The organism is Promicromonospora sp. AC04 (assembly GCF_003058225.1).
Classification (GTDB): domain Bacteria; phylum Actinomycetota; class Actinomycetes; order Actinomycetales; family Cellulomonadaceae; genus Promicromonospora.
In genome coordinates this window covers 1201906-1215213 of the sequence record NZ_QBUG01000001.1, presented here as the reverse complement: position 1 = coordinate 1215213, position 13308 = coordinate 1201906, and the positions used below count along the sequence as shown (strand labels likewise).

General features: G+C 66.5%; 13 protein-coding genes. 9 read left to right on the top strand and 4 right to left on the bottom strand.

Going from position 1 to position 13308, the window contains the following annotated elements:
• The first annotated feature begins 50 nt into the window (after positions 1 to 50).
• A complete protein-coding gene (locus C8K30_RS05210) occupies positions 51 to 530 on the top strand; it encodes an NADAR family protein (RefSeq protein WP_108491750.1) in 480 nt (159 codons plus the stop codon).
• Entirely contained in the window at positions 523 to 828 is a 306-nt protein-coding gene (locus tag C8K30_RS05205; RefSeq protein ID WP_108491749.1) for a hypothetical protein, read from the top strand. The genes C8K30_RS05210 and C8K30_RS05205 overlap by 8 nt, the downstream gene beginning before the upstream one ends.
• A 122-nt stretch (positions 829 to 950) precedes the next feature.
• Here the strand turns inward: C8K30_RS05205 and C8K30_RS05200 are convergent, their stop codons facing one another.
• From C8K30_RS05200 to C8K30_RS05190, 3 genes are all read right to left on the bottom strand, one after another.
• Positions 951 to 1211 carry a WhiB family transcriptional regulator gene (locus C8K30_RS05200; RefSeq protein ID WP_233256973.1) on the bottom strand — a complete coding sequence of 87 codons (261 nt, stop codon included), beginning with the start codon at positions 1209 to 1211 and terminating at the stop codon, positions 951 to 953.
• A 96-nt stretch (positions 1212 to 1307) separates the two neighbouring features.
• On the bottom strand, positions 1308 to 2609 hold the full coding sequence (locus C8K30_RS05195; protein WP_108491748.1) for a ParM/StbA family protein: 1302 nt from the start codon (positions 2607 to 2609) through the stop codon (positions 1308 to 1310).
• Positions 2610 to 2678: 69 nt separating this feature from the next.
• Positions 2679 to 3047 (bottom strand): hypothetical protein, encoded by a 369-nt coding sequence (locus tag C8K30_RS05190; RefSeq protein WP_108491747.1) that lies wholly within the window; start codon positions 3045 to 3047, stop codon positions 2679 to 2681.
• A 620-nt stretch (positions 3048 to 3667) separates the two neighbouring features.
• Between C8K30_RS05190 and C8K30_RS05185 the strand changes: the two genes are divergently transcribed.
• Both C8K30_RS05185 and C8K30_RS05180 read left to right on the top strand, forming a co-directional pair.
• Complete coding sequence (locus C8K30_RS05185) at positions 3668 to 4072, top strand: recombinase family protein (protein WP_158280939.1); 405 nt, start codon at positions 3668 to 3670, stop codon at positions 4070 to 4072.
• A gap of 768 nt (positions 4073 to 4840) precedes the next feature.
• Complete coding sequence (locus tag C8K30_RS05180) at positions 4841 to 5461, top strand: SLOG family protein (protein WP_369939347.1); 621 nt, start codon at positions 4841 to 4843, stop codon at positions 5459 to 5461.
• A gap of 35 nt (positions 5462 to 5496) precedes the next feature.
• Here the strand turns inward: C8K30_RS05180 and C8K30_RS05175 are convergent, their stop codons facing one another.
• On the bottom strand, positions 5497 to 5958 hold the full coding sequence (locus C8K30_RS05175; protein ID WP_158280938.1) for a histone-like nucleoid-structuring protein Lsr2: 462 nt from the start codon (positions 5956 to 5958) through the stop codon (positions 5497 to 5499).
• A gap of 202 nt (positions 5959 to 6160) precedes the next feature.
• Here C8K30_RS05175 and C8K30_RS05170 point away from each other — a divergent pair, with 202 nt between their 5' ends.
• The 5 genes from C8K30_RS05170 (at position 6161) to C8K30_RS05150 (ending at position 13306) form a co-directional block, all read left to right on the top strand.
• Positions 6161 to 8005, top strand: a complete 1845-nt coding sequence (locus C8K30_RS05170; protein ID WP_108491744.1) for a DHH family phosphoesterase — start codon at positions 6161 to 6163, stop codon at positions 8003 to 8005.
• A gap of 19 nt (positions 8006 to 8024) precedes the next feature.
• A complete protein-coding gene (locus C8K30_RS05165; RefSeq protein WP_108491743.1) occupies positions 8025 to 8840 on the top strand; it encodes a CPBP family intramembrane glutamic endopeptidase in 816 nt (271 codons plus the stop codon).
• A 300-nt stretch (positions 8841 to 9140) separates the two neighbouring features.
• Positions 9141 to 9554 carry a hypothetical protein gene (locus tag C8K30_RS05160; protein WP_146197344.1) on the top strand — a complete coding sequence of 138 codons (414 nt, stop codon included), beginning with the start codon at positions 9141 to 9143 and terminating at the stop codon, positions 9552 to 9554.
• A gap of 1075 nt (positions 9555 to 10629) precedes the next feature.
• Positions 10630 to 11169 (top strand): hypothetical protein, encoded by a 540-nt coding sequence (locus tag C8K30_RS05155; RefSeq protein ID WP_146197343.1) that lies wholly within the window; start codon positions 10630 to 10632, stop codon positions 11167 to 11169.
• A 307-nt stretch (positions 11170 to 11476) separates the two neighbouring features.
• Positions 11477 to 13306 (top strand): phage/plasmid primase, P4 family, encoded by a 1830-nt coding sequence (locus C8K30_RS05150; protein ID WP_108491932.1) that lies wholly within the window; start codon positions 11477 to 11479, stop codon positions 13304 to 13306.
• Positions 13307 to 13308 lie beyond the last annotated feature (2 nt).

Below are 13308 nucleotides of genomic sequence, written 5' to 3'. Positions count from 1 at the left end.
CTGATCCGGGTCTTGGGACGAACCCACCAACGACTCCTGAGGTGATTGCTTTGACGCAGCACGACTCCACACCGATGTTCTCGGGCCCACTTGGGTTCCTCTCGAACTTCGACGAGACGCCCTTCTTCGTTCCCCAGCTCGGGGGCGAGGCTGCCTCCGGCGAGCACGCGTTCAACGCCCTCAAGACCCTCGATCCCGCCGAGCAGAGAGACGTTCTCGCGGCACCTACGCCGTCCCTGGCGAAGCGGCAGGGTCGTCGGGTGGCGCTCCGGCCAGGCTGGGACACCGGCGTCCGGGTCTGGGCCATGCAACGCGTGCTCACCGCGAAGTACGCGCTGCCCGGCCTCGCCCAGCGCCTCGTCGACACCGGCGATCTCGAGCTCGTCGAGACCAACCACTGGCACGACCAGTTCTGGGGCTCGTGCTTCTGCCCCAGGCACGAGCCCGTGCCTGGGGCGAACATGCTGGGCGAACTGACGATGGCCGTCCGGGCGCACCTCTCGACGGTCGAGGGAGTCTCCCGTGACTGAGCCACGAACGACCTGGGTAGACGTCAAGGACGAGCCCGGTCTCCAGGCCCTGACCCTGTCTCTTCACGCCTTCGGCGAGGTCACGAGCAAGGAGTGGGTCAGGGCGGGCATGCCCGACTGGCACTGGAAGCGAATCGTCGAGATCGCAGAAACCCCAGCAGAACGTCGCACCGACCCGGCCATCCTCGGCTACAGCTGGGTCACGGAGGTCGTCCTCGACGGCAAACGGGTCCAGCTGGACCCGCCGGAGCACCTGGTCGAGAGCGACCCACACCTCAAGCGCAGGAGTGCGAGCTGACATCGAAGACCCCACCGTACGGAGCACATGCTCCGTACGGTGGGGTCTTCTTTTCTCCTGCTCCTTCGGGCTCGACCTCTCGTCCGAGCGGGCAGTCAGCGCGTGGACCGGGGCTGTTCCTCTCACGTAGGGCGGTGCTTCGTCAGCGCTTTCCGCTCGGCCCAGGTCAGACCGCCCCAGATACCGAAACGTTCGTCGTTGCGCACACTCAGCTCAAGACACTGCTCGCGCACCGGGCAGGACGCGCAGATCTTCTTCGCGGTGCGGCTGACCCCGCCACCGGCGAAGAAGATCTCCGGATCCTCGTCCAGACAGCTTGAGCGCTCACGCCACGACGACTGGCGAGTCACCAGCTCGTCGCTGCCCATCTCGATCATCGTCATCGTTCAGTCCTCCCGGCTTGTCCGGACGCCGGCGAGCGCGATGCGTTCGTACTCCGCCATGGGGCACGTTCGTCTGCTCGCCGTCCGTGTCCTCGCTCACCACACCGTGGCCTGCTCCCTCGTCTGCTCGGCGCGCGCCGTCTGCGCGCTCTGCTCGACGTGGCGAGCCGCGATGTAGAGGCCCTCACGGTTCAGGTGGCGTGAGTAGCTCGAGTCCAGATACAGCACGGGCACGTCACCGGATGCCTTGAGCAGAGCGGGGTGCAGCAGGTCCTTGATCGGGCCCGAGCCGCCGCCGTAGACGTAGACGACCTCGGTCGTCGCACCGGCCTGCGAGAGGACGTCGCCGAGTGCGGAGACGATCTCGTCGACCAGGTAGCCGGCCTCGATCTCGACGAAGCCTGCTGCGCGGTCGTGGCGCGACCTCTGGAGCACCGACGGGCTCGCGTGCAGGAAGTCCGCCAGCTGCTTGCGTGAGGAGAACTGCAGGGTGGAGTCCGACTCGTTCATGCGCTCCATGGCGTTCATCAGCGCTGTTCCGTACCCCTCCTCGAGCGTGGCTGCGGCTTCCGGGTTGAACCGCCCGCCGGTGAAGACGGGGAAGTTCACCGTGCCTTCGCCCACGTCCACGCCGATGGTGTTCTTGACCGCGACCAGGTCGGCCGCCGTGACGCCCTCGACGAGCGAGGCGTCGCGAGTTCGCAGGTCCTGCAGGAGCGCCTGGGCCAGGAGCTCACCCTTGTCCGTGATGGCGAACTGCGCCGAGGCGCCCTCGGCCATCACCTGCACGTCGATGAACTCCAGGCGCACCGAGACCGGGGTGCTGAAGTTCTTGATCGTCACCAGGTGCACCGTGCGGTCCGTGCCACCCTGAGCGCCGGTGAACTCCGCGGCGTAGGCATGGCGCCGCGCGACGTACTCGGAGATCGGCAGGGCGAGTCCCGCGCGCACCTGCACGCGCAGCTCGTGGTCCGGCAGCGCGCCGTGCGTGGTGACGTGATCACGCAGCGCCTTGCCGGCGAACACGCCGAGCACGAGCACCTTTGACAGCTCCTGGTCGGCCTTGGAGTGCTTGCCGATCACCTCGAACTCGGTGAACTTCGAGCCGCGGACCGACAGCGCAGCTCGGCCGAAGATGCGTCGGTCCGCAGCCGCCACGAGCGGGGTGCTGAGCGAGCAGTCGAGCTGGTTGTAGAAGTCGCCAGTGACCACGGCGAACGCTTCGCTGTCGGCAAGGGGCACCTTCGGTGAGGTGCGTGACGTCGAGACCACTGCGCTGGGCAGGTCGATCTCGTCGAACACGGCGGTCTTCGTGTTCTGGATGACGCCCTTGACGTAGCCGTTGCCGACGTCGATGCCGCCGGTGAGCGTGATGATGTCGTTGCCGCTGCTGCTCATTCTTTCGACCCCTTGATGTCGTTCACGGATGGTGTCGCACTGTCTGGCTGGTGAGCGAGGGCCGCCCGGCTACCGCCGGGTACTGGCCATGATCTCGTCGACGGACACCTGCACCGGAGGTGCAGGCTCCTTGGATACGCCGGCCGGCGCGGATGCCGGCTCCTCGTGCTGCTCCGGCCGGTCTGGAACCGGGTCGCCCACGGGCCGCGCGTCGACCGGCCCCGCGTCCTGCGACCGGTCGCGGCGGGGTAGCTGTTCGACCGGCTTGTAGACGACGTCGATGTACCCGTCGCGCTGGATGGCCTCCCGGATGAGCAGTCGTACCGACTGCGAGATGTTCTCCTGGGCGTCGAGCCAGGCGATCACGGAGGTGTCGACGGCGGGCACGGTCCAGCGGACCTTGCGGGGCCCACCCTGCTGCTTCGCGGCCGTGCTCACCAGGGCCCCCGAGCGTGCCGTCGACGCCCGTCCGGCCGTGCCATCAACACGATGTGTGCTGCCATACGGAGTCACCTCTCCTTCATGTGCACCTTGCAACACGGGCCATTGCCAATCGAGAGCGTATAGACGGTCCGTGCCTATGTCATACGTGCACAGTACACCAACGAGGCTCATTGACATACGTGCCGGGTGGCAGGCAGGACGTCGGGAAGACGCCTCGGTGCCCCATCCGCGCGGGGGAGCGCTGAGGTACCACTGGGGTGTCGCACCAGAGCCATCAACGGGACGCCGAGGGGCCAACCGAAGTTGCGACATGGCCGAGCAGGGTCACATCGCCAGCCGTCCGCGACGCCCCAAGGTGTCCTTGCCGCGTCCCTTCCGAAGTCGCTGCACGCATCAGTGCGCCGGCAGGACCGGGTAGAGGCTCGCGCTCGACGTTGACACGCCTTGGCTGCGGCCCGGACGGCACATCGTGGAGACTCGCGCGAGACGTCAAGGAGATGCGCAGGGCCACTCCGGGCACGCGCGAGGGATCCTGGTGCGATGGTGGCGCCGCATCGGTTCGGGACACGGGCTTGCTCTCTCGGGACGTGAGGTGCTCGTCCATACTCATCTTCATGGACAAGCGCGCAGCCATCTACACCCGCTCGGCTCGAGCGAATCCCAGCCCCATGGTGCATCCGCTCCAGGAGCGGGAGTGTCGGCAGCTCTGCGATGAGCAACAGTGGCGGGTCGTAGCGGTCGAGAACGACTTCACGTCTGGCAACGACGCCGACAGGCCCGGCTGGAACCGCGTCCTGCGCATGGCCGAAGCGGAAGAGATCGACGTCATCGTCGCGCGATCAACCGACCGGATCTCCCGCTCTTCCGACGTGCGCCCCATGCTCGACAAGCTCGCCAGAGATCACGGTGTCGGATTCGCGACGGCCGAGGCAGGAGTCCGCACGTCGTCCGAAGGTGCGCAGATCCTCCGACTTCGCACCATGTTCAACGACGACGGGGCCGAGCGGCCAACGGACTGACCGCGGAGGGAGGGACGGCCGCCGCTGCCCCGCGTCGTCCTCGTTGCGATGGCTCCGAGCGGCAAAGTTCGGTCGCCGGGGCGCCTGCGGCAGCTTGTCGTGACCACGCGGTCATGAACCGGGCTGCGCCCGGCATCCGCGAGACCTGTACGGGCGTATCACGGTCGTCAAGAGTGCGGTACACCCAGAAGGTGCGATGACCAGGCGAAACGTCCGGACCCGTACCCCGCTGCGCGGAAATATGGCAGAGGTACGGGTCAAGGAGGTACGGACCGTTTCCCCTGATGAAGGCCGCATCGGTCCTCCGCCAAGGCTCCGGACGCGATGCAGTGGAGAGAGGAAGCAAAGGGCATAAGGGAACCTGATAACACGCGTCCTGCGGACCCTCGCTCCGCTCGGCCTCTCCGCTGCGCTGCGAGGACGTGTTAGTCGGCATAGCCGACAGGTTCCACCGCTCGCTTCGCTCGCCGGTTCCTCGCTCGCTGGCGCTCCCTCGGCCATGCCCAGCGCTTCGCTCGAGTCGAACACCCCCCCGCTGTGCGCCGCAGCCTGCATAGGCCTGGCCGGCCGCGACAAGGAAGGCGGGCGCGGTGGATCGCGCGGCGCTGCGCGCCGGGCTCAGGAGTGGGCGCGTGCCGATGCCCCAAGTGGCGATCCAGCGCAGAAGGCGCCTTGCTTCGCAACGGTGGAAGCCGCGCCGCTCACACCAGGACGCCAACGCTGGAGCCTGCCCAGGCCCACGCTGAAGTGCTGACCGCCCACCCCGGGATGGTCGGCCAGCGGAGCTGGCCCGGGTGCACGGCCGTACGCACTTGTGCCCGGTCCGCTTTCGAGCGTGACGTCCACCGAGAGGAGCTCCGAATGATTCCCGCAAGGACTCCGGCGACGTTCTCCCACATCGTTCTCGTCACCGGTGCGCGCACCTGGGACGACGAGCCGACCATGCGTTCGGTCTTCCGCGACGTCTGGCGCACCTGGGGAGCCGAGAACATCGTGAAGCCGCTGCTCTTGTCCGGTCACTGTGACAAGGGCGCCGATGCCATGGCGGAGCGCCTGTGGCGTGACGCGGGCTTCGGCATCCTGACGTTCCCCGCCGACTGGAACGGAGGCGGCAACGGGGCAGGGTTCCACCGCAACCAGCGCATGGTTCACGCCGCACAGGCCTTCTCGGACACAGGGGCCGAGGTTCGCTGTACGGCGTTCCTCGACCTGTGCCGACGTCCGAGTTGCCCGCAGCGGACCAATGAGCAGCTTCTGGCCTGCGGGCGCCGCGGGCACTTCTCGCACGGCACCGTGCACTGCCGATCCTGCGCGCAAGCGGCCGGTCTCCAGGTCATCGACGCGATGCCAGTCGGCCGAGTCCTTCGTCCGGGAACGCGGAAAGTGTAGGGCTCTGAACCCTGACCTACACGCTGAGGATCTGCTTAGCCACGTCGGTGTGCGGCGAGATATTCCTTGATGGTCTCACTAGGGATCCGGGCCTTCTCGTCGACGTGGTAGCCGCGCCCCTCGGCCCAATTGAGGACCTGCTTGCGCACCTTCGCCGTAAAGGCTCGCTCCATCTTCTTGTGCCCAGTCGCCTCTTGGTACGCCAGGAGGATGACGTTCGAGATCTGGCCCCAATCCTTGACCTCGTAGCCCTGCCCTCGTGCCCAGACGCGGATCAGCTCGCGCTCTTCCGGGGTGGTCTCGGGAGCGTACTTCCTCGGAACCCTCTTGCCTGCGGGCCGCGCAACCTTCACATAGCGGGCGAGAGCTGCCTGGAGCTCCTTCTTCTCGGCGGCGGTGAGATCAACCTCGAACCAACTGTCACCCAGGCCGAAGCCGACCGTCGCGGCGTCCGGGTCTCCGCTGATGTCCGACGAGATCACTGCCTTACGTGCCATGTTGACGATGCTAGACCATTGGCAACCGTGAGAGAAGGCCATTTCCCACCGTTGCGATAGATCTATCACAAAGGGGTGGGAATCACATCCCTAGATGTTGTGGAATTCACAGTTCTAGCGATCGTGGTTGCTAGAATCGCACCATCCGGTGTGGTGTCGTTCCGCGCCCCGCATCCGTCGACCCGATCGAGAGGCCATCGCCATGTCCACGCTCCAGACCGTTGACGACTCTCACCTCAGCGTCGGTCAGGCCGATCTCTTTGCTCTGCTGTGCCAGCGTCGGGGCTGGACGGAGGCCCATCTCACCGCGATCGAGTCCACCGAGCATGACGTGCTCCTGGGTCTGTCCGAGATGGTCGAAGCGTTGCACGCTGCTCGGACGTCGGGCGAGAAGGTCACCATCGCGCCCGACTTCGACATGGATGGCATCGCTTCTGGGGTTCTCGGTCTCGCGGGCCTGTCCGAGCTCGGCCTCGATGTCGAACTGCACGTGCCTGACTACCGCCGCGGGCACGACCTCACGCCCGAGGACATTGACGAGATCCATCAGGCGTGGCCCGAGACCCGGGTCCTGCTGACCTGTGACGGGGGAGTGAACTCCCACCGCGGGATCGCCGCAGCGCGGGCACTGGGCTGGACCACGCTGGTGACCGATCACCACGAGGAGCTCGCGCCGGGGTCCGCCGCGGACGTCACCGTCGACCCCTGCCGGATGGACGAGAGCTACGCTCACCCGGGCATCTGCGGAGCGTACGTGCTGTACCAAGTCCTCGAGGCCTACGCCCGCAAGTATCGACCTGAGAAGCTGTGGGCGATCCACCTGCTGCGTCTGTTCGCCGGCCTGGGTACCGTCTCCGACGTCATGCCGATCCTCTACGAGAACCGTCAGCTGGTCCGCGACTCGCTCTCGATCGCCCGGCTCCTGTGGGTCTCACCGCCGAGGCCGAACGGCGCGTACGGGGACGCCGAGCCGCACCTGATCGACATCGAGAACTCGACGATGATGCAGCTGCTGCGCACCGAGTCCCACCACCCGGCCTTCCTGGATGCGTTCGAGGGTTTTGCGCTCATGCTCAAGGCCTTCACGCAGACCGGCAAGATCCGCGACCTCGACAGCATCGACGAGGGCTTCTACGGCTTCTACCTGGCACCGGCGATGAACAGCCCTCGGCGCACCGGTGACCCGCTCGAGGACTGTTTCGCGGTGTTCACCGCCGCCGCGCCCGACGAGAAGCTCGCCGCGGCGCACCGGGTGATCCGTGGCAACGAGCGCCGCAAGCAGCTGACGGCCAAGCACCTCGAAGCGCTCACGCACGGCGACCAACCGCTGGCGCCATGGGTCTACTTCTCGGATGCCCCGAAAGGCATGTACGGGCTGCTGGCCAACCAACTGATGCAGGACGCCGGACACCCGGTCATCGTCGTCGACCGCCCGAACGCGGCCAAGGACTTCGTCAGTGGTTCGGGTCGCGCACCCGGCTGGTTCGATATCATCGCCAGCCTCGAGCCCCACGACGGGCTCAGCGGGATCGGCCACCAGCAAGCGTGCGGCGTGCGCGTGTCCAGCGCCGACAAGCTCGGCGACCTGGCCGAGATCCTGGCCGAGGCAACCCGGGTCGCTCTGCTCGCCGTCGACCCCGATGCCCCACAGGGCGACCTCGTGCTCGGCCCGGACGCAGACTGCGACGCAGGCATCGACGACCTCACGCCCCTGTTCGAGCTCGTGCGCCGGACCGAGACCCTCAAGCCCTTCGGCCACAGTTTCACCGCTCCGGTCGTGCAGCTCGCGATCGAGCCCCTCGGTCTGCGCATCGACCGGATCGGATCCGAAGCGCAGCATCTTCGGCTGGTCACCCGGTCTGGCCTGTCCTGCTTGTGGTGGAACGCCGCCCAGGACAAGCACGGCGCGCTCCAGGACCTCGTGCGGCGTGCGAGCCGCACCGAGCTCGGCACGATGCGGTTCACGGCAACGCTGCAGCTGAACACGTTCCGAGGCGACACCCGCGTCCAGGCCGTGATCATCGACCAGCTCAGCGCACCCGCATAAGCCCCTGGAGGAGGAGCCCATGACGGCGCCACCGACCATCTCTCGCCTCCACGACGTCGGATGGTCCGTCCTGGTGCCCTCGGCGGTCGTCGCGGTCTATCTCGGTGCCGGTGCGGCCGTCGTGCTGGTCGTCGGCGATCCGATCATCGGCACCGCCGCACTCGGAGGTCTCATCGCTACCCTGATCTGCACGACGCGACTTGTTCGACCCCGGTGGCTCGCCCACGAACCGGGCCGGCGAGCGAAGGGCGCGACGCCCCGATTCGGATGGTCCGTGGTCGCGTGCACCGCCCTGGCCTTCCTCGCCGGCCAGTCGCTGGCCCTGTGGATCTATGCCACAGCGGGATCGGCCGGCTTCGACCGGTCGATCCAGGCCCGGCAGATGGCTGACCTCGAAGCGGCCCTCCTGCTCACCCTGCTCGCCGCACCGTTGGGTGAGGAAGCCCTGTTCCGCGGACTGATCTACCCGCTGCTGCGAAAGCGGGTCGGCGTCCTCGCCTCGGTCGTCGTCACCACCGTGGCGTTCGGCTTCCTGCACGGCAACGTTGTCCAGCTCGCTCTGGTTCTGCCTCTGGCGGTGGTGCTGGGGCTCGTCTACGAGCACACCCGCGTCTTGTGGCCCTGCATGCTCTCGCACGCGATCTTCAACCTCGCGGCGACGGTCGTCCCAGCACAGATGCTCGTGCCCCTTGCCAACCCGCTCGCCACGACGGCCCTGAGCCTGGCCTTTGCCGGATCCACCTGGATGCTCTACCGACATGTCGTCGAGGCCGGCCGATCGGCCCACACCGCCGAGGGGCGACGGATCGGACCACCCACGAGCCGACACGCATGACGGCGGGCGCCGTGGCCCACGGCGACCGTCCTCACGTTCCGCTGTCCGCCGGGGACCGTGGCGAACCACGCGCAGGGCTCGGTCTTTCGCAGGGAACGGCACGTGGTGCGTCAGGAGGATGCCACCGTGCTGAGGCGGCACCTTTCCATAGCATCACCGTCGACCGTCGCACCGCTTCTGCAGAACGGCTCCTCCTGGCAGACCTGCTGCACGGGTGACCGGGCGACCCGGTCACCGGGGTTGTGGCTGATTGGAGTCATCCACTCAGGTGCCATGCTCGACAAGGGAGAGGAGCCCATCATGGCAGCCGTCAGCGCCTGCGCGTACGACGCGCGAGGCCGGCTCATCCCTCCCGACCCGCTCGATATTGGCCGCGCGAAGATTGGCCTCGATCTCGACCTTGGCGGGCTGCCCACCTTCGACAGCGGCTACACCCACGTCTTCGTCGTGTCCGCCAGCGGCGTCACGCCGGACCACGCGCGAGAGCGCGTCCGAGAGAAGCTGCACCGCTTCTTCGAGCGCGCCGGTGCCGTCCATGGCTTCCGCAAAATCGGGACATGCAGGACTGCCGGTGAGAACCCGCTCAACCGCAACACCACGATCAACTACGAGATCCTGTATGCGGTCGAGGGGCCGGAATGGTCTCGCGGCCCACGTCCCGCAGCACCTCACGGGCACTATCAGCGAGATCGGGACGCTGCAGTTTACGTGTGACACTGCTCGGCGCGTGCAGAAAGGCCGGAGGGCTCCCTTCCCACAGGGTTGCCCTCCGGCCCTTCTGTCTTCACGTTCCAGTGCAACAACGGCGACGACAGCCGCATTACCCAACCTCGAGAATATCAATCGCCAACCACCATGGGCAATGATCAGCCAGCCCTCGATACTCATCAAAATCCGGCGCTGACTCGCGCCTCGTGTATCCACTCTTCCGGCGCCCGGAGCTGTTCTCTCGGGGCGTGCACCCGAAGGGCTCGTCAGAGCCCACCGCCAACAGGGCAGGCCGGCCCTGAGGGCAAACGGTGACCGATCAGCCCGCTGTCCCCTTGCAGTCAGCGAGTTCCCTCGGCAAGGCGTACCACGCAGCGTGGTACATGTCGCGGACTGGCCTCTGACCTGTGAAAACAGCCGGTCCCGGCAGGCTTCTCCATAGCCGGGTACCACGTGGACACACAGCCGTGGTACGGCATCGTGCCTGGCTGGCCACGGCATTTCCTCGATGTGGCACGAGTACCACGAATACTCGAAAGATTGCCTAGGACGCCCGCAGGGGTTGGCCGCATCTGAGAGATGCTCTGTCGCTTCCTGCCTCCATATTTTGGTCCTAATTCCTGGTACAAGTGGTACAGGGGTCTATAACCCCTGGCTGACCAGCGCAGACGGGTGTACCACGTGCTAAATCCCGCGTGGCACATCGCGTCCGCCGCCGGTCGCAATCGCTGCTCCGACCTGGGGTAAGGCTCGTACCACGCCACGTGGTACACCCTTCGAACGACCCTGGATCCGCAGGCGTACTCCGGGGCCGGCGACGCTTCGCCGCGAATGCCGATGTGCCTGCAGGGCCGAAGAATCCCGCGAACATCGACCAGGACCCGGCCGGCTGCCGCCGCCCGCGTGGTCTGAGCCTCGTTGACGACCAGGAACATCGGCAGTCGGAAGCAGGCCACACCCGCCTGCGCAGCCTGCAAGCATCGTCGACCCGAGGATCCGTTCGTCGCGCCGGCAATCAGGTGCGCCATTTTTGTCAGTACGACCTGCCACACCACCACGAGTGACGGAAGGACCCGCTCCAGTGACCAGCAAGACGATCGTCACCACTGCACCTGAAGGAGCCGTCGAGGCGCCGGCCAGACGGAAACCGCGCATCTCACGCGTCGAGCGTGCACGTCGAGCACTCGAGGTGGCCGAAGCCAAGGAGTCCGAGCGTCGTGCCGTCAAGGCTCAGGCCGCACTCGCTCGCCGGGTAGCGACCATGGCCATGCTGTCCAAGAACCACGACAAGCTCGCGAGCATCGACAACGAGCTCGTCCAACTGGTCGGTCATGACGCATACCTTGCGTTCGACCTGCCCGGGCCGGTCTGTGACCGCTGGACCGACGAGAGCTCCTACACCATCCTCGCCAGCGGCCGCATGGTCACGCTCGCCGAGCTCAAGTCGTTCTACGACGAGGAGCACGACAAGCCTGTGCTGGTCGAGTACGCCGGCAGTATCTACTCGTACCCCACCAAGGACGCCTACGAGAAAGCCGTCCAGGACGGCGAGCCGGAGGCCATCTACGGTGCAGAGGTCGCCGCTGAGAACGCTGCCGGAACCGTGACGACACCGGCCTGACCTCACCGCCGCGACGGCCACCGACCAGTTCAGGGTCTGCTACCAGGACGCCGCCTCTTCTCGTCACCCTCGCCACCGGGTGCGGCTACATGTTCCTGCGCCCCCCGACGCTGTCCGCGAGCAGCCTCCGACCTCCTCGACATCGCGCTGACGATCATTGACAATGATCGCGTCATACGACCGCGACACCATTGGCAATGATCATTCGAATGGCGTAGGGTCGCGTGCACGTTCCCTTCGATTCGGGGCTCGGTCGGCTTCCCACACCTCGCCGGCGGTGCTCGACACGATCGAGAAAGACGGCAGCATGACGACACTTGATGCCCGCACGCCCGCCCTCGCCGACTCTCCTGTCGCGCGCGACGCCAGCCCCGCCGCAGACGTCTTCGCACGGGTCCTGGGGTACTTCTCGACGCACGGCGACATGGCGCCGCAGAACGAGATCGTCACCACGGTGACGACGGCCTACCTTGCGGCCCTGGACCCGAGGGACCCGCCGCCTCCGCGTGTCCTGGAGAGAGAGCTGCTGGGGATGCTCAACGGCGTGGCCAAGGTCGAGAACGCCAAGGCGACCACCGCCCCCGAGAAGCTCAAGCCGGTCAGGTGCCTGACCAACTGGCAGATCGCGCAGGTTCTGCTGCGTCTCCACGACATCATCCGCATCGCCCCGAGAGGCCAGGACACCGACCGCGAGTACGACCTGCTCGCGATGTACCAGAACACAGGCCCAGCCCGGGGCACGTACACGACCAGCGAGGACGACATCCGGACCCAGGCACGGATGTACAACACCCAGCTGACCCTCAAGGAGTTCGACGAAGTCCTCGCTGTCCTGCGTGAGGACAGTCTGCGCACCCACCAGTGCGCGCACCGCGACCTCATCGCGGTGAACAACGGGGTCTTCTACTACGGACGCCAGGCACGCGACCTGACGATCGCCGGCAAGGAGTTCCACTTCGAGGCCAAGTCTCTGCACCCGTTCGACCCTGCGCTGGTTTTCCTGACCAAGTGCTACGTCGACTATGGCGACGCGCCCACCAGCCCGGTCATCACCCACTCGGATGACGGCACGGCATGGGACGTCGAGTCCTGGATGCAGGAGCTCTCCGACGACCAAGGCGTGCCCGAACTGCTCTGGGAGATCATCGGCGCGATCATTCGCCCGCACGTCTCCTGGGGCAAGACAGCCTGGTTCTACTCCGAGGAGGGCAACAACGGCAAGGGCACCCTGTGCGCACTCATGCGCAACCTGTGCGGACCCCGGTCGCACACCTCCATCCCGCTGAGCGACTTCGGCAAGGAGTTCGCCCTGGAACCGCTGGTGCGTGCCAACGCCATCATCGTCGACGAGAACGACGTGGGCACCTACATCGACAAGGCCGCGAACCTGAAGGCGATCGTGACCAACGACGTCATCCTGATCAACCGCAAGCACCGGACGCACATTGCCTGCCAGTTCTTCGGCTTCATGGTGCAGTGCCTCAACGAGTTCCCGCGCGTGAAGGACAAGTCCGAGACCTTCTACCGCCGACAGCTGTTCGTGCCGTTCACCAAGAGCTTCACCGGCAGCGAGCGCAAGTACATCAAGGACGACTACTTGCAGCGCCGCGAGGTCCTCGAGTTCGTCCTGTGGTACGTCCTCAACCGGGCCGGCGCCGCCGACCCAGGCAACTACTACGAGCTGTCCGAGCCGGCGGCAACGAAGATCGTCCTGGCCGAGTACAAGGAAGTCAACGACCCGGTGCGCGCCTTCTGGGCGGAGTTCCGGGAGCTGCTGGAGTGGGATCTGGCGCCGTTCACCTTTCTGTACGACCTGTACAAGTCCTGGTTCGTCGACGTCTCTCCGTCGGGCACCTTGGTGAGCAACAAGCAGTTCATCGCCGACCTCGTGGCCATCGTCCGCAAAGACGATCTGTGGCATTGCCCGGACAAGAACCGCAAGATCCGTCCGGGCCAGATGATGAACGGCCCTGAGCCGCTGATCGCCGAGTACGACCTGAAGAAGTGGACGAACCCGAGCTACACGGGCAAGGACCCGAGCAAGATCTCGCAGCCGGTCCGGCGGGCCAGCTACCGCGGACTGCTGCGCCGCCCCGGCGCGCCCGCGCGGGCGGCCGACACCACGGACGAGGAGTGAGA